The 21,442-nt window shown below is 50.1% G+C and carries 19 protein-coding genes; 1 reads left to right on the top strand and 18 read right to left on the bottom strand.

Annotation, left to right across the window (positions count from 1 at the left end):
• Positions 1-3: 3 nt before the first annotated feature.
• From DF182_RS01320 to DF182_RS01250, 15 genes are all read right to left on the bottom strand, one after another.
• Positions 4-1,593 carry a beta-N-acetylhexosaminidase gene (locus DF182_RS01320; protein ID WP_113613890.1) on the bottom strand — a complete coding sequence of 530 codons (1,590 nt, stop codon included), beginning with the start codon at positions 1,591-1,593 and terminating at the stop codon, positions 4-6.
• 69 nt (positions 1,594-1,662) lie between these two features.
• Positions 1,663-4,590 carry a DUF4132 domain-containing protein gene (locus DF182_RS01315; RefSeq protein ID WP_113613889.1) on the bottom strand — a complete coding sequence of 976 codons (2,928 nt, stop codon included), beginning with the start codon at positions 4,588-4,590 and terminating at the stop codon, positions 1,663-1,665.
• An 18-nt stretch (positions 4,591-4,608) separates the two neighbouring features.
• Complete coding sequence (locus DF182_RS01310; protein WP_113613888.1) at positions 4,609-5,751, bottom strand: VWA domain-containing protein; 1,143 nt, start codon at positions 5,749-5,751, stop codon at positions 4,609-4,611.
• Positions 5,748-8,213: a DUF5682 family protein gene (locus tag DF182_RS32645; protein WP_245957345.1), complete on the bottom strand. Its 2,466-nt coding sequence runs from the start codon at positions 8,211-8,213 to the stop codon at positions 5,748-5,750. The genes DF182_RS01310 and DF182_RS32645 overlap by 4 nt, the downstream gene beginning before the upstream one ends.
• Before the next feature lie 15 nt (positions 8,214-8,228).
• Entirely contained in the window at positions 8,229-9,308 is a 1,080-nt protein-coding gene (locus DF182_RS01300) for an ATP-binding protein (protein ID WP_113613887.1), read from the bottom strand.
• Positions 9,309-9,311: 3 nt separating this feature from the next.
• Positions 9,312-10,781: a DUF5691 domain-containing protein gene (locus tag DF182_RS01295; protein WP_113613886.1), complete on the bottom strand. Its 1,470-nt coding sequence runs from the start codon at positions 10,779-10,781 to the stop codon at positions 9,312-9,314.
• A 27-nt stretch (positions 10,782-10,808) separates the two neighbouring features.
• Entirely contained in the window at positions 10,809-12,125 is a 1,317-nt protein-coding gene (locus DF182_RS01290) for an SWIM zinc finger family protein (RefSeq protein WP_113613885.1), read from the bottom strand.
• A 231-nt stretch (positions 12,126-12,356) separates the two neighbouring features.
• Positions 12,357-12,668 carry a DUF59 domain-containing protein gene (locus DF182_RS01285; RefSeq protein ID WP_113613884.1) on the bottom strand — a complete coding sequence of 104 codons (312 nt, stop codon included), beginning with the start codon at positions 12,666-12,668 and terminating at the stop codon, positions 12,357-12,359.
• Entirely contained in the window at positions 12,665-13,093 is a 429-nt protein-coding gene (locus tag DF182_RS01280; RefSeq protein WP_113613883.1) for a SufE family protein, read from the bottom strand. The genes DF182_RS01285 and DF182_RS01280 overlap by 4 nt, the downstream gene beginning before the upstream one ends.
• A 15-nt stretch (positions 13,094-13,108) precedes the next feature.
• Complete coding sequence (locus DF182_RS01275; RefSeq protein ID WP_113613882.1) at positions 13,109-14,356, bottom strand: aminotransferase class V-fold PLP-dependent enzyme; 1,248 nt, start codon at positions 14,354-14,356, stop codon at positions 13,109-13,111.
• 13 nt (positions 14,357-14,369) lie between these two features.
• Positions 14,370-15,683 (bottom strand): Fe-S cluster assembly protein SufD, encoded by a 1,314-nt coding sequence (gene sufD / locus DF182_RS01270; RefSeq protein ID WP_113613881.1) that lies wholly within the window; start codon positions 15,681-15,683, stop codon positions 14,370-14,372.
• 13 nt (positions 15,684-15,696) lie between these two features.
• Positions 15,697-16,461, bottom strand: coding sequence for a Fe-S cluster assembly ATPase SufC (gene sufC, locus DF182_RS01265; RefSeq protein ID WP_113613880.1), 765 nt, complete (start codon positions 16,459-16,461; stop codon positions 15,697-15,699).
• A 44-nt stretch (positions 16,462-16,505) separates the two neighbouring features.
• Positions 16,506-17,951 carry a Fe-S cluster assembly protein SufB gene (gene sufB / locus DF182_RS01260; RefSeq protein WP_113613879.1) on the bottom strand — a complete coding sequence of 482 codons (1,446 nt, stop codon included), beginning with the start codon at positions 17,949-17,951 and terminating at the stop codon, positions 16,506-16,508.
• Positions 17,952-17,964: 13 nt separating this feature from the next.
• The gene (locus tag DF182_RS01255; protein WP_113613878.1) at positions 17,965-18,291 is read right to left on the bottom strand and encodes a HesB/IscA family protein; all 327 of its coding nucleotides are present in this window, start codon (positions 18,289-18,291) and stop codon (positions 17,965-17,967) included.
• Between the two features lie 56 nt (positions 18,292-18,347).
• Positions 18,348-18,920, bottom strand: a complete 573-nt coding sequence (locus tag DF182_RS01250; protein ID WP_113613877.1) for an NADPH-dependent FMN reductase — start codon at positions 18,918-18,920, stop codon at positions 18,348-18,350.
• 138 nt (positions 18,921-19,058) lie between these two features.
• On the opposite strand from DF182_RS01250, the gene DF182_RS01245 reads away from it, so the two are divergent.
• Entirely contained in the window at positions 19,059-19,715 is a 657-nt protein-coding gene (locus DF182_RS01245) for a helix-turn-helix transcriptional regulator (RefSeq protein ID WP_245957344.1), read from the top strand.
• Positions 19,716-19,725: 10 nt separating this feature from the next.
• Here the strand turns inward: DF182_RS01245 and DF182_RS01240 are convergent, their stop codons facing one another.
• The 3 genes from DF182_RS01240 to DF182_RS01230 all read right to left on the bottom strand — a co-directional run bounded on the left by DF182_RS01240 (position 19,726) and on the right by DF182_RS01230 (position 21,299).
• The gene (locus DF182_RS01240) at positions 19,726-20,139 is read right to left on the bottom strand and encodes an EamA family transporter (protein ID WP_113613876.1); all 414 of its coding nucleotides are present in this window, start codon (positions 20,137-20,139) and stop codon (positions 19,726-19,728) included.
• An 80-nt stretch (positions 20,140-20,219) separates the two neighbouring features.
• Positions 20,220-20,717: a GNAT family N-acetyltransferase gene (locus tag DF182_RS01235; RefSeq protein ID WP_245957343.1), complete on the bottom strand. Its 498-nt coding sequence runs from the start codon at positions 20,715-20,717 to the stop codon at positions 20,220-20,222.
• Between the two features lie 24 nt (positions 20,718-20,741).
• Positions 20,742-21,299: a GNAT family N-acetyltransferase gene (locus tag DF182_RS01230; RefSeq protein WP_113613875.1), complete on the bottom strand. Its 558-nt coding sequence runs from the start codon at positions 21,297-21,299 to the stop codon at positions 20,742-20,744.
• Positions 21,300-21,442 lie beyond the last annotated feature (143 nt).

Below are 21,442 nucleotides of genomic sequence, written 5' to 3'. Positions count from 1 at the left end.
CCATTAATTTCTGTGGTAATAAATGCTATGATTGCTCCATCGTGAGTAGAAGTTGTTCAGCGCCTCTTTAAACTCCTTGAAATTTTTGTTGGAAGATTGTGTCCATCCGTCTTCTGCATAGGCTGCGAGGCGGGGATATACTTTTTCTTCCATGGCCATCTCGTCGGGAATCCATTCTCCCCACATCTGACAACCCACACCCAGTATTTTGCTGTGATATTTGGCATCCAGCCCGGCAGGGATGGGGTCAAACTTATAAGCACCTTCCAGTGATATCTGGGTATAGTCATAGTCCAGGTAGGTAGCGGCATGGTAAGAGTTAACCACATCATATCCTTTGGATACCGCGTCTGTAATCAGTTTGAGATCACCTTTCCAGAAATGGACAATTGTACCTGGTGCCAGTTGTTTAGTGCCTACATCTTTGGTATCATTGTATTCATGCAGTTTGGCGCCCATAATCTCATTCCAGCCCATCATACGGCGTTGTTTGCCCGCCAGGAAAACAGAGATATCATTGGTAAAGGCTATTTGTAAATCAGCCGGGGTGGCCAGCTGATGAGATTGCATATAGGCCTGTACGTTAGCATCGGCTTTCCATTGGTCATATTTTACCTCATCACCGCCAATATGTATCACTTTGGAGGGGAACAGGCTGATTACTTCCTGTAAAACGTCCTGCAGGAAAGTAACCACTTTGGGATCGGACACATTGAAAACATCATAGTGTACGCCGAATTTTCCGGGAACGCTGATCTGCTGGTGCCTTGTGCCTAACCAGGGATAGGCCGCAATGGCGGCAGATGAGTGGCCGGGCATTTCAATCTCAGGGATAATGGTAATATGCCGCGTGGCAGCGAAAGCGATGATATCGCGAATCTGTTCCTGGGTATAAAAACCATCATGTGGTTTGCCATCATAAACAGTACTGCTCCAGCTGCCGGTTTGGGTAGAATCCCGATGGCCACCTACCTTGGTAAGCAGCGGATACTTTTTGATTTCTATCCGCCAGCCCTGGTCGTCGGTAAGATGCCAGTGAAAGGTGTTCATCTTCAGGGCGGCCATTTCTTCCAGGAGTTTTTTTACGGCTGCAGTCCCTTTAAAATGACGGGCTTCGTCCAGCATAAAGGCTCTCCAGCCAAAGCGGGGTTTGTCCTGTATGTCCACACCATCGATAATATAACTGTCATCCTTAAACGTTATTAGCTGCTGCAGTGACTGGATGCCGTAAAATATACCGGCATCGGAGGCTGCTGTAATGGTAGCTCCGGCCGGAGTCACTTTCAGCAGATACCCTTCCTTGCCCAGGGTAGAGTCCAGTTTTGCGTCTAGTGATAAGCGGATATAATTGGTTTGTGCGGCCGATTGGAGGGGGAGAGTTAACCGGGTCCGGTTTTTTATAGATTCCTGTAGGTATTTAGCTTCCCCGGCGCTTTTGCCGCTTATAACGGCAGTGGCGCCGGAGAGTTTAAATACGCCGGTAGTGGCGGTTATCTGCGAGGGCTGCGGTATAAGGCGCTGGGCCTGCAGCCTTTGGGCAGTTGTGGCCAGCAGCAATAAACTACTAAAAACCACGGATTGAAATCTGAGCATATATGTATTTTATTGTTCACAAAGCTAAGGAACGATAAAATACAAAAAAAATCTCATATTTAAATGAACTTAGGCCACCTCCGCCATTGTGCGGGAGATAGTCAGGTCGGTAATTGCTTCTGAATAAAATACCGGAGGCACATGCCCCAGTGGCAGCAGGCAGTCCGCTGCATCCTTATCGGTACTTCTAAACCAACGCTGGCTCGCTTTGGTTTTGTCGATAAAATACAGCTTGCCCAGTTTGTACTGAAATCCTTCCTCTTTATATATGCTGCTCATCTCTACAATCACTTCCAGTTGGTTTTCATCATCGGTCTTGTGATAGGCATATACGTATTTGCCGTCACTGCCTTCACTGAGTTTCCAGCCTTTCTGTTCCATGTGTTTGTTGAGCAGGGTGCTTTCCAGGGCAATGTCTTCAAAATCATGGACCAGCGTGGTCGCAGCCTGTTGTGGTGGGAGGGAAGCCACCGGCCGCTCCAGTTGCGGGAATACAGACACAATGCCTTCTTCGGTGAAACGTTGCTGCCATTGCCGGAGTTGTGCGCCGTCGAGGTATAGCGGATGCAGTATCCGGATGGAAGCGCCGGAAGGTATGCTCACTGCATCGCCATGAAGATCGGTCAGGGCACCGTTGTCACGGCACTGGAAACAGGTAATCAGCTGCTCCTGTTCATTGTATAATGCCCATAATAACCGGTTGGCATATACGAACATCACCGGATTATGTAAAAAACATTGCTGCCATTGTTCGGGCACCCATCTGCGCTGCATCACCAGGAAGTGTTCCAGCCTGCCGGTTTGCGACTTCACCGTTTCGGCCACTGCTTTGCCCAGCTGCTTGAAAGCGTCTTTGGTAGCGGCTGGCGTGGCTGCCGGAATGGATTTCAGGCGCTTATGTTTGTTGTTGATATAACCAGGCTTAAAATGCTGATCGATGAACACATGGTAAGTATCATCTTTTACCTGGAAGGGGAGAAAGAGGCCATTGAATCCGAAATCAGGTATGATCCGGTCTCCCAGCTCATGCATGGTAAGGCCCAGCTCAGCGGCGGCATGTTGAAGGCCGGCTAACGCTGCCGCCCCTACGTTGGATTTGCGTACCCGGTATTTGCGGGACAAGAACTCCACTGCTGCCAGGGCTTGTTTGCTGCCATGGATGGCCAGCGCGCCGGCACCATGTTCTGCCATACGGAGCCGTTTGTCATTGATCCATTGGGAAAGAGACTGCTCCAGTAAGGTGGCCAGCTCCTGATCGCCGGTAAGGGCGGCCAGTGCCAGCAGGTATTTTACTTTGGCATCGCCATTTCTGGCGGTGTATAAGTTGAAGAGATGTTGAGCAAAAGGTCCGCTGGTAGTACGGTCTACCAGACGAAGCAACGGTCTGGCTTCAATATCAGAGCGTATTTCTTTTATGCGCGACATGCGGTACAACAAAAAGCGCAGCATATCCTGGGTAAGCTGCATACCGTTGCGCAGGAACAGTGGTGGCAGGCTGCTATCGTCGAGCCATGTTTCCAGTGGCCGGGTAAGTTTGCCTCTCTTTTTGGCAAAGGCCACCAGCTGTTGTACGGTAGTTTCGTCGTCTGCACCTGAAATGCTAGTACCTAATGTTTCCAGCATCAGGTCGCGGGCATCGTCGTTGATTTCCTTATGCAGTGCCTGTTGGAGCAGGTCTTTGGCGGCAGGGGTGTTCAGTTTGCACAGTATCTGTACAGCCGTCAGACGTTGCTCTGCCTTTTTATGCTGCAGCAGGACACCTGCTTTTTCCAATGCCTGCGGATGGTCTGCCAGGATAACGGCAACGAGCGTACGAACAGATTTCAGCTTGTGCAGGGTGAAATCCCATAGCTGGTCTGCATACAACGAAGTATCCGCTTGCGTCAGCAGCGGGAAGATATGTTTGGCGTCGTAATCGTTTTCGATGGCCTTCAGCAGAAGTGGTGTTGCTGAGGCGCCCAGTTCCTGTCGGAGCAGTTTAAATACTTCCGGATGCAGGTATCGCTTTTCACTGAGGTGTTCATCCAGGTAACGCAGGGCAGGCTGTTTGTCCAGCAACAACAACTGTGTTACGGCCATCACATCAGGGGCCGGCAGCTGAGAAGGGTTACCCATTTCAGCCTGTTGCTGGCGGAAGGCCTGACTGGTAAGGCTGCTGTCGCTTTCCTGCAGGTAGGCATATGCGGCTTTTATGAGCAGAGGATGATAGTGGTCTGGCTGATAACGTGCCAGCAGATAAAAGCCGTTGAGTTGTGCACTATAGTCAGGCAATGTGGCGAGATGGTCTACTGCCTTCTCTATAAGCGCCCTGTATTTGTCGTAGTTGGTTTGCAACAGCACCCTCGACAGCTCAACATTGACAAAGCCTTTGCCAGACTGCATCAGTACTGGCTCCAGGTAGTCCATCTCCTTGTCCGGGTGTCCTTTGGCAAGAAGCCGGAAGAAAAGGGAGTTCCATCCTTTTTGTTTCCAGGTCTGTACGTAAGCATCAATGATATTCCATTCCGCGCTTTTGATCAGGTCTTGCAGGAATTTGCGCAGCGGCGTGAATTTCAGCGGTGAAAGGTCAAAATTGTTACCATCACCGGAATAGCCGATCATCATAGAACCGATATCTTCGGTCGAACAACCCCTTTGTTGAAGGTAGCTGGTGAAATAGCTGAAACGCAGCACGATAGCGGAAGCGGAGCCGGGAGTGTCCAGCATGGGCACAATATGTTGCAGAAACCGTTCCCTGCATTGCTGCCAGACAAGTGGGTCTGAGAGCAGTTGTAATACCAGGCGGTCGTTATCGTCCCATTGGTCCGGCAGCTTCAGCAGCTGGATAAAGACGCCCATTTCCCGGGCAATGGCCACATCCGTGTATACGGGTGGGAGGATCGTTTGTCCGGTAAGGAAATCTACCCCGTCCTGAAGCAGGGTGGAATGCCCGCTGTCTTCATAAAGCTGTTGCTGTCGTTCGATAAAAGGTAGTATAGTTTCCTTAGTATATGGCATAAGGTTTAAATAGGTTCATTATTTTTTCAGGACCATTTCCTCTCTGGCAGCCCATTGGGCAATGTCCTGTTTGCTCAGTGCCATGGCCATCATATCCGGGAATTTATCTGGTGTGCAGGCAAATACCGGGATACCCAGTGTAGCCAGGAACTGTGCATTTTCGTGGTCATATGAGGGTGCGCCTTCATCATTGAGGGCCAGTAGTACTATTACCTGTACGCCGCTGGCGGCCAGTTCTGTAAAACGTTTACGCATGCCGGCTTCATCTCCGCCTTCAAAAAGGTCAGTAATCAGCACCAGCACTGTGTCGGTAGGCCGGGCAACGATCTGCTGGCAATATTTCAGCGCAGCATTAATATCGGTGCCCCCGCCCAGTTGTACGCCAAACAGCAGTTCTACCGGGTCCTGGAGCTCTTCTGTAAGATCGGCTACCGCAGTATCGAAGACTACCATTTTCGTTTGTACGGCAGGGATAGAGGCCATCACTGCACCAAAAATGCCGGAATACACTACAGAAGTACCCATAGAACCGCTCTGGTCAAGACAGAGCACTACGTCCTTGAGGGCAGACCTTTTACGGCCATATCCAATCAGTGTTTCCGGGATGATGGTTTTGTAATCAGGTTGATAATGCTGCAGATTTTTTCGGATGGTCAGGTTCCAGTTGATTTCATGGTGGCGGGGGCGCCTGTTGCGCACACTCCTGTTAAGGCTGCCACTGATAGCCTGGTGCATAGGCTGCGACAGCTTTTTCATAAGTTCATCCACCACTTTTTTGACTACCTGACGGGCCGTGTCTTTGGTTTTTTCCGGGATCACACGGCTGAGCGTCATCAGCGTGGCCACCAGATGTACGTCCGGCTCCACATTTTCCAGCATCTCTTTTTCCAGCAGCATGGCGGTGAGGTCGAGCCGTTTGATGGCGTCTTTCTGCATCACCTGTACTACAGAGGCAGGAAAGTAGCTGCGTATATCGCCCAGCCAGCGGCTCACATTGGGAGAGGATGCACCCAGGCCACCTTTACGGTTGCTATCGTACAGTGCCTCCAGCGTTTTGTCTATCTGCTGGTCGGCCTTATTTAAAATAAAGGCAGTGCCGTCATTATTGTCTCCTCCCAGGATCAGTCGCCACCGGCGTGTATTTTCTTCCATGATCTTCATTCTGCCTGGTTATCAATATGAAAAAATCCCAACATCTTCATGACCACCGGTATGCCCATGGCCGCCCGGACTTCGTCAACTCCGGCTTCCACGGCTACCGTGGCAGGGGCATTACCTGTTCCCCGCTTCACTTTTTCACCCAGTTTTTTTCTTTCTGGGGCTGTAAAGTTAGAAAAGGTGCGGCGTAATAATGGCAATATCTGCATGAAAATATCATTTTCCAGTTGGGCTACCCAGCCATATACCATATTCCAGAGGGTTTCATCGAGCAGCAGGAGGGTACCACTGCCTTTGAGGAAGCCCTCGAGCCAGGCGGCGGCAACAGCCGGTGCATTGGCTACGGACATGGCTATACTGAAACGGCTGAAGAGGGTATCGCCGTCCAGCACTTTAAAATCAAACAGCAGCCGTGAGGCATAGCCAGCTATCATAGGCGCAGATTGACTGTTGCCAGAGATGGCCTGCAGGGTGGCGGTCCAGTCGGCCGTCAGTGCAGGATGCTGGAGCAGGCCGATGGCGTCGTTCAGCGCCTGGAATTGCTCCAGCAGCTCCAGGGCGGCATCTTCGGCTACCGCTGTACAGGCCGAAGGTAAACTGACACATATCCTGCTGATCATACTCTCCGCAATGACCATCACCATGTCGGCGTCTGTTTTGCGAACATTCCCGTACCGGGTAATATTTACCAGAGACGGAACTACTTCGAGTAACTGCAGCACATCACCGGAAGCGGCAGCCAGGTTGTTGATACGCTGGATCAGCACATCCACTACTTTGGGCAGTTCCGCCGGCAGTGCCGATTCCAGCATACCGCATACTTCCCGCAGGGTGGACGTTTTGCCGGCAATATCCATCACATATTGTGTGGTGGCTTCCAGCACGGTATTACCCCAGCTGCCTTTTTCAATGATGTCTACAGAAAAAGAGGGGTCCCACTGCAGGCGCCATTGTTCTTTAAAAGTGCCTTTGCCCGATGTCTCGGACCGGTTGCCCCAGCGGACGCCGAGCAACTCTAACCGGTGCAGGAAGATACTCCTTTCCAGATCAGTATCCTTCCGGAGGTCGAGGGTATAGTCTTTGAAATCGGCTGTTTGCGGCAGCCGCAGTCTTTTCTGCAGCCGTTCTATATCTGCCTGCAGGGGCGGTTTGGGTATGTCTGAAGGTACCTGTCCGATACGGTTGCTGACGATCAGCTCATCCCGTATCAGTTGCATCAGCACATCTTCCCCATTGCATAATATACTGAGAGTGGCTTCATTCAGTTCTTCCAGCCCTGGCCGGGAATATTGGCGCAGAGAGGCCAGTGCATTGGCCAGGCGTACTGCTTCCAGTACATGGGCTACAGAAGTATCCTGTTGTTTGTCCCTGAAAAGTTTGGCTACCAGGGCCATCCAGCGGGTACCGTCATCGGAGGGATGCTCCCAGATGTGCTGGTACCATCCGGGGGATGGCACACCGGCGCCATATCCGCTTTCATAACTTAAACGGCTGTACGTCCAGGGTATCCAGGTACAGTCGATTTTTACTTTGGGTAGCCCTTTCAGCAGGTCGTTATCGGCCTTTTGGGTGGGCATGTTTTTAAGAGCAGGTGCGTGCCAGGCGCCACATATCACGGCTATACGGGTGTACATCTCCTTTTCAGCCTGCCGTATTATTTTACGCATCCAGGCTTCCCGTAGCTGTTCCATCCGGCTGTCGCGCTGTGGAAGCTCTTCGCGTAACGCCTGCATGGCATCGCTCACCGCCTCGAATACCTGCTCCTGCTCCATCCGGTATTCAAACATATGTTCCCACCATCTTTCGCCATCATCATAACCGGCGGCATGAGCCAGGTGAACAATCGGGTCGCGGTAGAAGGCTGCTTCGGGTAATGGTTGCGCCGGCAACAGGTCTGTAAAATCATCATCCGTTTCCGGCGAGGGCAATGCTGCGACTTCGCTGGAAACCGGCAGATCATTTACCCGCGTTTGCACACCCGGATCAAAGGCATGGGACGCTGCCTGCTTGTCGGCAGTACGGGGCAATAGCCCGCCAGCGGTATCATTCAGTTTATTTTCAACAGTAGTTCCCTCATCACCATTAACCAGTAACGTAGTATCCACTTCCTCCGGAGTATTGCCGGCAGCAGCAGCTTTTTCCTTCTCAAGCGCAAACACATGTGCGAGGGGCAGGTCCATAAAACGGACCGGAATACGTTGCCGCTGCGCATACCCAATGGCCTGCCACTCGGGTGAGTATTCAGCAAAAGGGTAGAAGCAGGAATGCTGCGGGTTATCGGGCTGATACACCAGTATCGCCACTGGCGGTTTCAGGTCTTCATGGCCCGCCCAGGAAAGAATGGCGTCCGCTTCCGGAGGACCTTCCACCAGCACAATATCGGGCTGTAATGCTTCCAGAAATGTTTTTACATTTCTGGCGGAGCCGGGCCCGTGGTGCCGGATTCCTAATATATGAACAGACATAAATACACAGTTGGGTTATTGCAAATCGCGGCAGGCACGGTACACATCTTTCCAGTCTTCTCTTGTTTTTACGACGGTTTCAAGATATTCCTGCCATACCAGTTTGTCCTGTACCGGGTCTTTCACTACAGCACCAATGATACCGGCAGCCAGGTCGGCCGCGGTAAGCCTGCCATCGCCAAAATAAGCGGCGAGGGTAAGCCCGCTGTTGACAACAGAGATAGCTTCCGCCGTGCTGAGGGTACCGCCTGGTGATTTGATCTTGGTCTTGCCATCTTCGGTGATACCATTGCGCAGTTCCCGGAAGATGGTAACGATCCGGCGTATCTCTTCCAGTGCAGGCTTTTCGGCCGGCAACTCCATCACTTTTTCGAAACTTTCCACTCTTCTTTTCACAATATCTATTTCTTCTTCCATGGTGCCTGGCACTGGCAGAATAACGGTGTTGAACCTACGTTTTAAAGCGCTGGACAGTTCATTGACACCTTTGTCGCGGTTGTTGGCAGTAGCAATCAGGTTAAACCCTTTGGCGGCCTGCACTTCCGTGTTTAATTCCGGAACGGGCAGGGTTTTTTCGGAGAGAATGGTGATAAGAGTGTCCTGTACGTCGGCGCCTATACGCGTCAGCTCTTCAATACGGGCGATCTTGCCTTCCTGCATGGCACGCATCACCGGTGTTTCCACCAGCGCCTGACGGGAAGGGCCTTCAGCCAGCAATCTGGCGTAGTTCCAGCCATAACGGATACTTTCTTCGCTGGTGCCGGCAGTACCCTGCACGATACGGGTAGAATCGCCGCTGATAGCAGCTGCAAGATGTTCGCTGACCCAGCTTTTGGCAGTACCAGGTAAGCCGTAAAGCAGCAAAGCCCTGTCTGTAGCCAGTGTCGCCACCGCAATTTCCATCAGCCTTTTGCTGCCAATGTATTTTGGACTGATTTCAAAACCGTTTTTCAGTTTGCCGCCTACCAGGTAGGTTACTACTGATTGAGGCGACAGCAGCCAGTTATGCGGCCGTTTGCCACTGTCCTGTTTTTTCAGTTCTTCCAGTTCCGGTGCATAAAGGAGCTCAGCATGTTGGCGTAAAGTGTCTGACATGGTTTAAATATTTTTTGAGAATGATTGCAGGATAAATGTTTTAATCTGTAAAAGGCCTACCAGATGTAAGGAAATGGATTTCCAGTAGGTCTGATAGTTTTCATTGCTGGAAGTAATACTCTCCAGTGCTGACTTTACGGATACCGGTACCAGCGTCACAAAATCACCGACCGTACGCTGGGAGTAGGTGTATGGATTGCCGGCACAGTACTGTAATACCTTCAGGGCCAGTTCTTCGCTCCATACCTGTTTCATCTGCCCTACATAGTTCATCACCAGATTGCTGTGGGCATCAAAGTGTTGGAGGATATAGGTGTCCTGCTGGTCTGCAGGCAACAGAGGCAGTAGTGCCATATGGAAGGTGTTGGTGTGCTGTACAAAGGCGAGGGCCCTGCTGCTGTCATCAAACCAGCTGATAGCTTCCACCAGTGAGGGGAGGAAGGGCTTCAGGGCTGTCTGATGATGGAACAGGGAAACCACCTCTTCAAAAGAGCAGTTGAAATGTTGTTCCCATATTCTCGGATGTACCAATGCCACCAGTTGTGAAAGGATATGTTCAGCATCAGAAACCCGGGCATGGTTGCTTAGTTTTTCTATGCCGCTTTTAAAGATCTCTTCCGGAGGTTGAATATCTGCGGCTACTGTTACCTTGCCATTGTCATCCGCCCGGATGGCTGTTTCCAGCACCTGTTGGTATTGTTCGTGCAGGTTGGAGCCAGGGATTTTTTTCAGCAGTCTCCATGCGGCTTCTTTTACCTGTTTGCTTTTTTCTGTTAGCAGGGATTCCAGCCAGACAGCGTCTTCCAGGCTTATCTTTGTAGCCAGGGCGCCTAGTAGTTCTCCTTTAACGGCTGCACTTTCTTTACTCCACGCTTCCTGCAATAAGGTCCTCGCTTCAGCAGGGTTTTCTTCCCGCATGCGTATCAGCGCTTCCAGGCGCTGGGCGGTAGTGCCGTGCTGCCACCGTTCTTCCTTTGTATCGGCTACCACAGAGAAGTTCCATTCCCGGTTATATTGTGCCAGCCATTCCCCACGCCTGCCACAGCAGGTGGCGGCCAGGTTGCGCAATGTTTTATGGCGACTGGCATTTTCCAGAATGCGGGGCAGGTATTCCGGTGGCAGCACCTGATGGCCGCCGGCACAGCATTCCAGCCAGAGGGTCAGCAACGGGGTATTGTCGCTGTCCAGTGTATGTTGTAATGCCTGTAGGGCAGTGGGACTGCAATATTTTTTGGTCTCTGGTTCACATACTGGCAGGGTATCGGGACTGCCGGCAGTTGGCTGGCTCCCGCTTTGCCGGTAGTTGAATACCAGTGAAGCTATTTGCAGGAACTGGTCTTCCCGGTCCATACCGGAAGCTGCCAGTACCTCGCTGGCAGCGGCTTGCAGTGCGGCAGGCAGACTGTCGGTATCTGCCGCCTTTTTGGCCGTGCCCAGCAGGGCTGTATTAATAATATCATTCCATGATTGCATGATCGTACTGCTGTTGTTCCTTCCTGATTACAATATTTTATACTCCTGCTGATGCCATACGCCGAGGGGTTCGTACTCCCTTTCCCGGCCGATGACAGCCATGGGCATCGGTTGACCACCGCTGAGGGCCAGTAGCTTCCATATATGCCGAAACTCCCTGCGGACCTGCATTTCCTGTTGCTGTGCATCGCGCAGCCACCATTGCCCATCGTGGAGCACAGGTGTCAGGGCATCAATCGTATATACCTGATCGTTATACAGGGGGAGGCTGCTGCTGACGGCTGTTTGGGCGGTCATTACTGCTGTCCAGTTGGCGTATCCCTGGAAGCGGTGATCTGCAGGCATGGCCTGCTGTGTTTTGATGAGCGCCCGCATAGGTGCGGCAGAAGGATAGTAAACCAGTTCCGCCCGGATAGTGCTGCCGGGAGTAGGCAGCAGCTGGGTCTGTGGCTGGTGTCTGACGGTAAATTGTAACAGGAGGGCTGTCTGGCGGGTATGAAGACCGTATAGCCAGTACCGTTCGGTGATCAGCCGGTCATCTTCCGTGCTTTGTTTGCCCAGTACCTGCCAGGTGTCGGTGATACCGGCTTGTGTTTTCAGTTCCTCCTGTGACTGGGGGAAACCAATCATGGTGCGGATATCCTGTTGAAGGGCTGGTTCCAGATGGTCGAGATGGCCATAGGCCCGGGCCAGCAGATAAAGACGCAGCAACTGGTCCATGAAGGTATGCTGCCATCCTTCACTGTAGTAGCTGATTTCAGCCATCTCGCGCAGGATGCCCGCCAGTCCGGAGGCCTGGGCATCTACCATGCGCCGGGCCATGTTCTCACACATATCGGCGCCCTTATCGGGCAGGCCGATAATACCGTTGCGCACCATATCTTTTATCCAGCGTAACAGTTCATCCAACCCATCGCTGACTTTCCGGTGCCGGGCTTCCTGCCGTTTGTTTTGCGCGGCTTCATCTACCGGTTTGCCGGTATTGTCTGCCGCCTGCTGGGCTTTTTTCTCCGCTTTTTCTGTCCGCTTGCTGATCCATTCGGTCACCCAGGCAGGTTGTTCCACGAGGGTAAACGACTGTTTCTCCCGGGCGTAGTATAATAACAATCCTACGCCATGTTTACAAGGGAATTTGCGACTGGGACAGCTGCATTTGAAAGCCATATTGCCGGTATCTACCTGGGTCTGATAGGGTTTGCTGCCGCTGCCCTGGCATTCGCCCCAGAGGGCGGCATCACTCACGCCTATACTAACCCATTTGGCCGGCCTGGCCAGTTCTTTTCCCGCCTTACGGGACGACTCATCGGGTGCCATCGACAGCACCTGTTCTTCCGTTAGCTCCAATGATTAAAAGATTTATATGGATAGCCATTATTTAATTTGATCATAGCGCTGCACTAAACTGGTACTTAGCACATTGCAGTTGAACTAAGGTACAAATTAAATAATTTCATAAAATAAAAGCCAAATATCAAATACGACTACGCAGTGTATTTGATATTTGGCTTAAAAAAAATTTTTTTTCAACAAATCCGGTTACCCGGAAAGGATATTTTATGCCTTCCGCAGGAAGATTTAAAGGAAACCGAGTTCCAGCTTGGCTTCTTCGCTCATCATCTCCTTATTCCAGGGTGGGTCGAAAGTCAGGTGTACATCTACCTCAGATACGCCTTCGATATTTCTAACCTTTTCATCTACCTCCCTGATAATATCACCAGCTACAGGGCAGCCAGGGGCGGTAAGGGTCATGTCTATACCAATGCGGTTATTTTCCTTGATCTTGATTTCGTATACCAGTCCCAGTTCCCAGATGTTCACAGGAATTTCCGGATCGTATACGGTTTTGAGCTGTTCTTCTATCTTGTCCCTTAATGTTGCTTCACTCATGACTGGTTATTTTTTGCCTGATAGGCCACCGCATAAAGTTTCATCTGTTTGAGCATGCTCAGCAGCCCGTTGGAACGGGTAGGAGAGAGGTGGCTGCTCAGACCGATGGCATCGATAAAGTAGATGTCCGAGGAAGCGATGTCTTTCGGAGTATGTCCGGAAAGCACATAGATCATCAGGCTGATAAGCCCTTTGGTGATCACGGCATCGCTGTCGCCGGTAAAATACAGTTTACCATCCCTGAGCTCAGTATGCAGCCATACGCGTGACTGACAGCCCTTGATCAGGTTTTCCGGTACTTTGTGTTCTTCTGAAATGAGCGGTAAATCCTTACCCAGCTGGATAATATATTCATACTTATCCTCCCAGTTGCTCATTACTTCAAAGTCGGACTTTATTTCTTCCTGTCTTTCGTTGATCGTCATAATTTCTTCTCCTGTTTACCGCAGCATGGAAACGGCCCGTTTAATGCCGGCTACCAGCTTGTCTATATCTTCCTTCGTGTTGTAGAAAGTGAGAGAGGCCCGTACCGTGCCGGGGATTTTAAATTCGTCCATCAGCGGTTCGCAGCAATGGTGTCCTGTTCTCACGGCGATGCCCTGCTGGTCCAGCAGCTCACCCAGGTCAAACGGGTGGATGTCATGTACCAGGAAGGAGATAGCCCCGCTTCTGTGGGCGGCATTTCCGATAAAACGGAGACCATCAATCTGACGCAGTTGTTCCAGTGCATAGGCGAGCAGTTGCTCTTCCCATTGCTGGATTTTGTCCAGACCGACTTGCTGCAGGTATTGGATAGCTGCCCCTAAACCAATGGCGCCGGCAATATTGGGTGTACCGGCTTCAAATTTATAAGGCAGTTCATTATAAGTGGTTTTGGAAAAAGTCACGGTCTTGATCATATCGCCGCCGCCCTGGTAGGGAGGCAGTTTCTCTAACCATTCGGTGGTGCCATACAGCACCCCGATGCCGGTAGGACCGTAAATTTTATGACCCGAGAAAACGAGGAAATCCGGCTGCAGGGCCTGCACGTCGATGCTCATATGCTGAATGGCCTGAGCGGCGTCCAGCAGTACGGGGATCTTCCGTGCATGCGCCAGCGCGATAATATCCTCTACCGGGTTGATAGTGCCCATTGTGTTGGAAACATAAGTTACTGCTACTATTTTCACCGTATCGTCCAGCAGTTCTTCGTAGGCGTCCATTCTCAGCTCACCCCGTTCATTGATGGGGATGACTTTCAGGGTGGCACCACTTTCTTCACAGGCTATCTGCCAGGGAACGATGTTGGAATGGTGTTCCATGGCCGAGATGATCACACTGTCGCCGGCTTTCAGGAAACGGCGGCCCATGGTATTGGCCACCAGGTTGATGCCGTCGGTAGTGCCTTTGGTGAAGATGATCTCGTGGGTCTGTGCTGCATTGATAAAGCCGGCTACTATTTCACGGGCTTTCTCGTACGCGTTGGTGGCCACCTGACTGAGGTGGTGTACGCCACGGTGCACATTGCTGTTGTACTCCTCGTAATACCGTGCTTCTGTTTCAATTACTGACAGCGGCTTTTGGGTGGTAGCCCCGTTGTCGAGGTATACCAGCGGTTTGCCATGCACCAGTTCCTGCAGGATAGGGAAGTCCTTCCTGATCTGCTTTACGTCCAATGCTGCGGTTTCTATGTTAGCAATATGTTCCATGCAAAATGGGGGATTATTTGTTCATGATAGCTACAATCTGTTCCTGCAGATAATGTTGCAGGGCAGGGATCTTCACTTCGTCGGTGATATCATGGGAGAAGGCATTTACCATCAGTGCTTTGGCAGCGTCTTCCCCGATACCGCGGGAACGCAGGTAGAACATGGATTCTTCGCTGAACTGGCCGGCGGTGAAACCATGGCTGCATTTTACGTCGTCCGCATATATCTCCAGCTGAGGCTGGGAATTGATATCCGCTTTAGTGCCCAGCAGCAGGTTGTTGTTTTGCTGGAAGGCATTTGTTTTCTGCGCTTCCTGGTGTACCAGGATTCTGCCGGTGAAAACACCATTGGAGGAATCCAGCAGTACGCCTTTATACAGCTCGTTGCTATGGCAGTTAGGCATGATATGGTCCATAAAGGTATGGTTGTCCACATGCTGACTGTTGTTGGCAACATACAGGCCGTTCAGATTAGTTTCAGTATTGCTGCCGTTCAGGGCTACGCTCAGGTTGTTGCGCGTAAACGGTGTACCTGGCAGGGTGAAATTAAAGTGATGGTAACGGCTGTTAGCTTGCTGTTGAGCGGCAGTATAATGTACTTCCCGGAAGTGTTCATCTCCCTGTTGTACATTGTAATGCCAGAGCTCTGCGTTTTCATCGATTACGGTTTCCAGTACGCTGTTGGCGAAAGCCACGGCGTTGGTGTCCGGATGTACGGCGCTTTCGATGATGGTGGCGGCTGCGTTTTTATTCAGCACCCACAGGTGGCGGGGCTGGATAAAGGCAGGTTGTGTTGACGTGTATACGTGAACGATATGTACCGGTTTATCGATAACGGTATTAGCTGCCAGCTCCAGGTACAGGCCGTCAGAGAAGAGGGCTGTATTGATGGTGGCCAGTGCTTCCTTTTCCAGGTGGTGTTGCTGGTTAAACCAGGTGGTGAAACCAGGTGCCTGTGTATGCGCGCTGAGGGCGCCTACGGTAATACCTTTACCGGCAGGCAGCTCGGAGAGTTCTGCCTGGAGGTGACCGTTTACCAGCACAATGCGATAGCAATCCAGCTCAGGAATAGCAGTTTGTGCTACTACAGCAGCCGATACGGTAGCGGTAGTGCTAACCATCTCATAAGGAAATTCCTTGAGGTAGCGTTGTATATTGGAATAACGCCACGCTTCTGTTTTCAGTGTGGGAAGACCCATCACAGAGAAGCGTTCCAAAGCCTCCCGGCGGATGCCCTGCAGATCGTCCTGGCCGGTGGCCAGCGCCGATAATGCGTTTACATCTTCAGTTAACGCCTGGTATAAAGGCAATGTAATATCACTCGTCATAATTGTATGCTTCTTATACTGATTCTTTCAATTGTAAATCTTCCTTCAGCCAGTCATAACCTCTTTCTTCCAGTTCCAGGGCCAGTTCCTTGGTACCGGTTTTGATGATACGGCCGTTGTACAGTACATGTACAAAGTCAGGCACGATATATTCCAGCAGACGCTGGTAGTGGGTAATGACTACGAAAGATTTTTCTGCATCGCGAAGTCTGTTAACACCGTTGGAAACGATACGCAGGGCGTCGATATCCAGACCAGAGTCTGTTTCATCGAGGATGGCCAGCTGCGGATCCAGCATAGCAAGCTGGAAGATCTCGTTACGTTTCTTTTCGCCACCGCTAAAGCCTTCGTTCAGGGAACGGTTCATCAGGTTGGCGTTAAAGTCTACCAGCTGTTGTTTTTCCTTGGTCAGTTTCAGAAACTCTCTTCCTTCAATGGCAGGCAGGCCTTTGTAGGTCCTGATTTCATTGAGGGCTGTTTTCAGAAAGTTCAGGTTGGATACGCCCGGAATTTCAACAGGATATTGAAACGCCAGGAATACGCCTTCGCGGGCACGGTCTTCGGGAGACAGTTCCAGCAGGTTTTTACCATTGAACCATACTTCCCCTTCAGTTACGGTATAGTTCTCACGGCCTGCGAGCACGGAGGCCAGCGAACTTTTGCCGGAACCGTTAGGGCCCATGATGGCATGTGTTTCGCCTTTACCTATTTCCAGGTTAATGCCTTTCAGAATTTGTTTCCCTTCTACTTCTGCGTGCAGATTTTTAATCGTCAGCATGATTGTTTTATTTCGTTCTGTATGTAGTTAATTGGATAAACGAATTATCCAACGCTTCCTTCAAGTGTGATAGATAATAATTTCTGTGCTTCCACGGCAAATTCCATGGGGAGCTGGTTCAGTACTTCCTTCACGTAACCGTTTACGATCAGGGCTACTGCTTTCTCCGTATCGATGCCACGGGCATTCAGATAAAATATCTGATCTTCTCCGATTTTGGAGGTGGTGGCTTCGTGTTCGATCATCGCGGTTTTATTGCGGGATTCGATATACGGGAAGGTATGGGAGCCGCACTCGTTGCCAATCAGCAGGGAGTCGCACTGGGTAAAGTTACGGGCATTGTCTGCTCTGGGGCCTACTGCTACCAGACCGCGGTAGCTGTTGTCGCCTCTGCCGGCGGAGATACCTTTGGAGATGATACGGCTTTTAGTGCCTTTACCAATATGGTGGATCTTGGTGCCGGTGTCTGCGATCTGTTTGTTACGCACCACAGCCACGGAGTAAAATTCACCTTCAGAGTAATCACCCTGGAGGATAACACTGGGGTATTTCCAGGTGATGGCAGAACCGGTTTCTACCTGTGTCCAGGAGATCTTGCTGGCATTGCCTTTACAGATACCTCTTTTGGTCACGAAGTTGTAGATACCGCCTTTACCGTCTTTATCGCCGGGGTACCAGTTCTGAACAGTAGAATATTTGATTTCTGCATGGTCCATAGCGATCAGTTCCACTACGGCAGCGTGCAGCTGGTTTTCATCACGCATCGGGGCGGTACAGCCTTCCAGGTAGCTTACGTAGCTGCCTTCGTCTGCGATGATGAGGGTACGTTCAAACTGGCCGGTGTTCTGCGCATTGATACGGAAGTATGTGCTCAGTTCCATCGGACAGCGTACGCCCTTGGGTATATAAGTGAATGAACCGTCAGAAAATACGGCAGCATTCAGTGCAGCAAAAATATTATCAGAGTGTGGAACCACAGAACCCAGGTATTTTTTTACCAGGTCAGGGTATTCCTGAACAGCTTCACCAAAAGAGCAGAAGATAACACCCATCTCTTTCAGTTTGCCTTTAAAGGTAGTAGCTACGGAAACGCTGTCGAATACCGCGTCTACAGCTACACCGGCAAGTGCTTTCTGTTCGTTCAGCGGGATGCCCAGTTTTTCGAAAGTAGCCAGTAATTCCGGATCTACTTCATCCAGGCTGTTCAGTTGTTTTTTCTTGCGGGGAGCCGCGTAGTAGGAAATCGCCTGCAGGTCCAGTGCCGGCATCTCAAAGTGCTGCCAGCTGGGATACTGCATTTTCTTGAAGGCAGCAAATCCTTTCAGTCGCCATTCCAAAAGCCATTCCGGCTCGTTCTTTTTAGCAGAAATAAAGCGGATGATATCTTCGTTTAACCCCGTTGGAGCGATATCCATTTCAATGTCGGTGGTAAAGCCAAACTCATACTCCTTGTTGGCTATATCATCTATTATTTCGTTACTGTTTATCATACAAGTTTGATATTTATACAGCGAAGCTTTCGCCACAGCTGCATGTTCTGGTTGCATTCGGGTTGTTGAAGAAAAGGCCTTTGCCGTTGAGGCCGTCAGAATAGTCCAGTTCGGTGCCGTACAGGTACAGCAGGCTTTTCATCTGTACTACTACTTTAATGCCTTTGTCTTCAAATACCTGGTCACCTTCTTCTTCTGTTGCTTCAAATTTCATCACGTATTCAAGCCCGGAGCAACCACCGCCTTTAACACCTACTCTTACAAAGGTGCCGGGTGCATGATGTTCTTTTTCCATCAATGCTTTAATATATGCTCCTGCTTTTTCTGAAACGGTTATCATAATCAGAATTGTTTTAAATGCTGTATCCGGTTACCCGGTAATAGCCATGATCGTGGTTACGCTGTTGTTATTCCGGCTGTCACATGCGACTTGGCAGCACATAGCAGGGAAACCATCATATCCAGCTTGTTTTTATAAAATGCAGTAAACCCGCTGGTTTGCGGGTCATAGAGATTATCTTTCAGGATAGGGAGGGAGTAAGGTAATACCCAGGCCCTCAACGCTTTCGCAACTGCATCCATCGCATTTATCCCCTGCATGGCCTGCGTGCCGTCTGCCCAGGAGAGCAAAGCTACAACCTTTCCGGTTAAATATGGCCGTTGGTGTTTGCTTGTCAGTTCCAGCCAGTCCAGGCAGTTTTTCATAGCGCCAGTCATGCTTCCATGATATAAAGGCGTCATCCATATCTGAAGGTCCGCCTTACAAAATGCATTACACATCGCTGTGACGGCTTCCGGCTTCTTTGCAGCCTCCGACATCGAGAAAAAGGGTATCTGTTTTTCTGCCAGACTGAAAATCTCCGGGGAAAATCCCTGCTCGTTTAGTGCAGTTGACATATAGGCTGCCAGGCGGTTGGAAGTAGCCTCAGGACGGGTGTCGGTAGCGCCGTTAAATATGAGTACGTTCATTAATGCCTAAGATTTAGAGATTGAAAAGGTTATGAGATTAATTTTTGATGAATTAAGGTCTCATAATCATCAAAATCTCAAATTCTTTTTTTTAGCTCCTACAAAATTACGTTATTTGTAAATAAAACAAGTAATAACTTGGAAAAATATCCAACACGAACCAGAAATGCTGCTGACAGGTTTTTGATGCTCATCAAGACCAGGGGCCCCCTGTCTGCTGCCGAGCTGGCTGGTGAATTGGGTATCACTACCGAAGGTGCCCGCCTCCAGCTGGTCAAACTGGCAGAGGAAGGCCTCCTGTTAGCCGAAAGTATTTCCAAAGGGGTAGGACGCCCCATGCAGATATGGAGCCTGACTCCCATGGGCAACGCCCGCTTCCCGGACAGCCATACTGAACTGACGGTAGATATCATCCAGACTATCAAAACCGTTCTGGGCCCGGAAGCGCTTGCTAATGTCATTAAAGCACGCGAAAAAAATCAGCAGGAAAAATATCATACTGCTCTCGAAGGCATCACCGGTATCGAAAACCGGCTCACGGCCTTTGCTGCAATCAGAACCACTGAAGGATACCTGGCAGAATGGAGAAAGGAAGGCGATATCTTCCTCTTTATAGAAAATCACTGCCCTATCTGCTGTGCCGCCGCCACCTGTGATAATATCTGCACTTCCGAAATGAACACTTTCATCAGTGTCATCGGGGAAGATGTACAGGTAACACGCCTGGACCATATTATCAATGGCGCCCGCCGCTGTGTATATAAAATCCAACCGACCACTGTACCAGTAACCTGATAGTTCCCCCTTATTTAATGATCAGTACCAGTGTGCCCGAAATAATCAACAGGGCACCAATCGCCGTTTTCCAGGTGATAGCCTCCTGCAGAAAAACAGCCGCCAAAATAATCGTCAGTGCCACACTCAGTTTATCTACCGGCGCTACCTGCGATACTTTGCCCACCTGCAGGGCCTTAAAATAAAAAATCCAGGAGAAACCGGTAGCCAGGCCCGACAATACCAGAAATAACAGGGTATGCCGCGTAAGCGTTACCCCTTTATATTCTCCCCTTGCCAGCACTATACCCCAGGCGACCAGCAAAATAATTATGGTACGTATGCCGGTGGCGAGATTTGAGGGAATATCCGCCACACCTATCTTGGCAAAAATGGCCGTGAGTGCTGCAAAGCCAGCTGACAACAAAGCATAAATCCACCACATAGATTCAATTTTCAATTACGAACTACAAATTACGAATTGAAAAATCAGGAAATTGAATTGTGAAAATTCATCATTCGTGATTATTTTATCTTATATCCCAGTATTTTCAGGCTTCTTGCTACCCCGTCCAGAATAGCCACATCCGGCATATGGGCCCATTCCTGAAATCCTTTGTCGGTGAACAGTTTCAGGCTGGGGAGATTATGGGCGAAGATAAGTCCCACGATGGTATGCACTCCATACTTCGGCGCCACGTCAAGGGCATGTTGCAGGATAGCTTTGCCAAAACCTTTGCCCCTGGCTGTTTCTGCGAGGTAAATGCTGATCTCTACGGTGCCGCTATAGGCCGGACGGCTGTGAAAAGATTGAAAACTCATCCATCCGATCAGTTGATCTTCGTGGTACACCATCCATAATGGCCGTTGTTCCGGATTATGCTCATGGAACCAGGGAATGCGGCTTTCCACGCTTACCGGCGAAGTGTCCGCCGTGACCATTCTCCCTGCAATAGTACTGTTGTAAATAGCTACTATCTCAGGTAAATCCTCCAGGACTGCATCTTTGTACTGCAAATTCATATGATATGTCTGATAAAATAAAAATTATTGCCAGATGGCTTCCCGGTTATATTCCCGGCGCAACAGGCTATACAGCTCTGCATCTACAAATTTTCCCTTCTCAAAAAAAGCGTCACGCAGCATACCTTCATGCTGGAAGCCCAGCCTTCCCAGTAAACGGGAGGAGGCTGTATTGACAGGGTCTACAAAAGCTTCCACCCGGTTCACCTGCAGGTCTTCAAATACAAACTGCAGAATTATTCCAATCGCTTCGGTCATAATACCTTTGCCCCAGTAAGCAGGCAACAGGTCGTACCCCAGCTCAATTTTGTAATGTGTTTTATTCCAGTGGTGAAACCCACAGGTGCCTATCAGCTCATCCTGGCCTTTGAGGGTAATGGCCCAGCGCATGCCTTCCTGTTTTTCCCAGTTTTCCCGGAAATAAGTGATAATCTGTGTAGCTTCAGTGATATTGGTGAAAGCATCAATGTCCATATACCGTGTCACTTCTTCTTTGGAAAAGAGGGAGAACAAAGCAGCGGTATCTTTCTCAGTAATAGGTCGGAGCTCCAGCTGCTCGGTGCTTAGAACGGGTAATTGCATGGTACGGTGCCTGTTTAGGTTGCTACAAAACTAATTGATATCGTTAAATTGTACTAACAATTGAAATAAAAGTTCCAGGAGTGGCCTGGTATTTTTAATGCGGCTTTAATGCCCGCCAACATAAACATTCCCTAATTTTGCAT

The organism is Chitinophaga flava (assembly GCF_003308995.1).
In the GTDB taxonomy this organism is placed as follows: domain Bacteria; phylum Bacteroidota; class Bacteroidia; order Chitinophagales; family Chitinophagaceae; genus Chitinophaga; species Chitinophaga flava.
The sequence above is the reverse complement of the archived record's forward strand: the minus strand, read 5'-3'. Positions and strand labels throughout refer to the sequence as shown.

What these genes read in the sequence shown, in the direction of transcription:
- DF182_RS01320 (WP_113613890.1), bottom strand. Translation starts at nt 1,593, where the DNA reads ATGCTCAGATTTCAATCCGTGGTTTTTAGTAGTTTATTGCTGCTGGCC.
- DF182_RS01315 (WP_113613889.1), bottom strand. Translation starts at nt 4,590, where the DNA reads ATGCCATATACTAAGGAAACTATACTACCTTTTATCGAACGACAGCAA.
- DF182_RS01310 (WP_113613888.1), bottom strand. Translation starts at nt 5,751, where the DNA reads ATGAAGATCATGGAAGAAAATACACGCCGGTGGCGACTGATCCTGGGA.
- DF182_RS32645 (WP_245957345.1), bottom strand. Translation starts at nt 8,213, where the DNA reads ATGTCTGTTCATATATTAGGAATCCGGCACCACGGGCCCGGCTCCGCC.
- DF182_RS01300 (WP_113613887.1), bottom strand. Translation starts at nt 9,308, where the DNA reads ATGTCAGACACTTTACGCCAACATGCTGAGCTCCTTTATGCACCGGAA.
- DF182_RS01295 (WP_113613886.1), bottom strand. Translation starts at nt 10,781, where the DNA reads ATGCAATCATGGAATGATATTATTAATACAGCCCTGCTGGGCACGGCC.
- DF182_RS01285 (WP_113613884.1), bottom strand. Translation starts at nt 12,668, where the DNA reads ATGAGTGAAGCAACATTAAGGGACAAGATAGAAGAACAGCTCAAAACC.
- DF182_RS01280 (WP_113613883.1), bottom strand. Translation starts at nt 13,093, where the DNA reads ATGACGATCAACGAAAGACAGGAAGAAATAAAGTCCGACTTTGAAGTA.
- DF182_RS01275 (WP_113613882.1), bottom strand. Translation starts at nt 14,356, where the DNA reads ATGGAACATATTGCTAACATAGAAACCGCAGCATTGGACGTAAAGCAG.
- sufD (WP_113613881.1), bottom strand. Translation starts at nt 15,683, where the DNA reads ATGACGAGTGATATTACATTGCCTTTATACCAGGCGTTAACTGAAGAT.
- sufC (WP_113613880.1), bottom strand. Translation starts at nt 16,461, where the DNA reads ATGCTGACGATTAAAAATCTGCACGCAGAAGTAGAAGGGAAACAAATT.
- sufB (WP_113613879.1), bottom strand. Translation starts at nt 17,951, where the DNA reads ATGATAAACAGTAACGAAATAATAGATGATATAGCCAACAAGGAGTAT.
- DF182_RS01255 (WP_113613878.1), bottom strand. Translation starts at nt 18,291, where the DNA reads ATGATAACCGTTTCAGAAAAAGCAGGAGCATATATTAAAGCATTGATG.
- DF182_RS01250 (WP_113613877.1), bottom strand. Translation starts at nt 18,920, where the DNA reads ATGAACGTACTCATATTTAACGGCGCTACCGACACCCGTCCTGAGGCT.
- DF182_RS01240 (WP_113613876.1), bottom strand. Translation starts at nt 20,139, where the DNA reads ATGTGGTGGATTTATGCTTTGTTGTCAGCTGGCTTTGCAGCACTCACG.
- DF182_RS01235 (WP_245957343.1), bottom strand. Translation starts at nt 20,717, where the DNA reads ATGAATTTGCAGTACAAAGATGCAGTCCTGGAGGATTTACCTGAGATA.
- DF182_RS01230 (WP_113613875.1), bottom strand. Translation starts at nt 21,299, where the DNA reads ATGCAATTACCCGTTCTAAGCACCGAGCAGCTGGAGCTCCGACCTATT.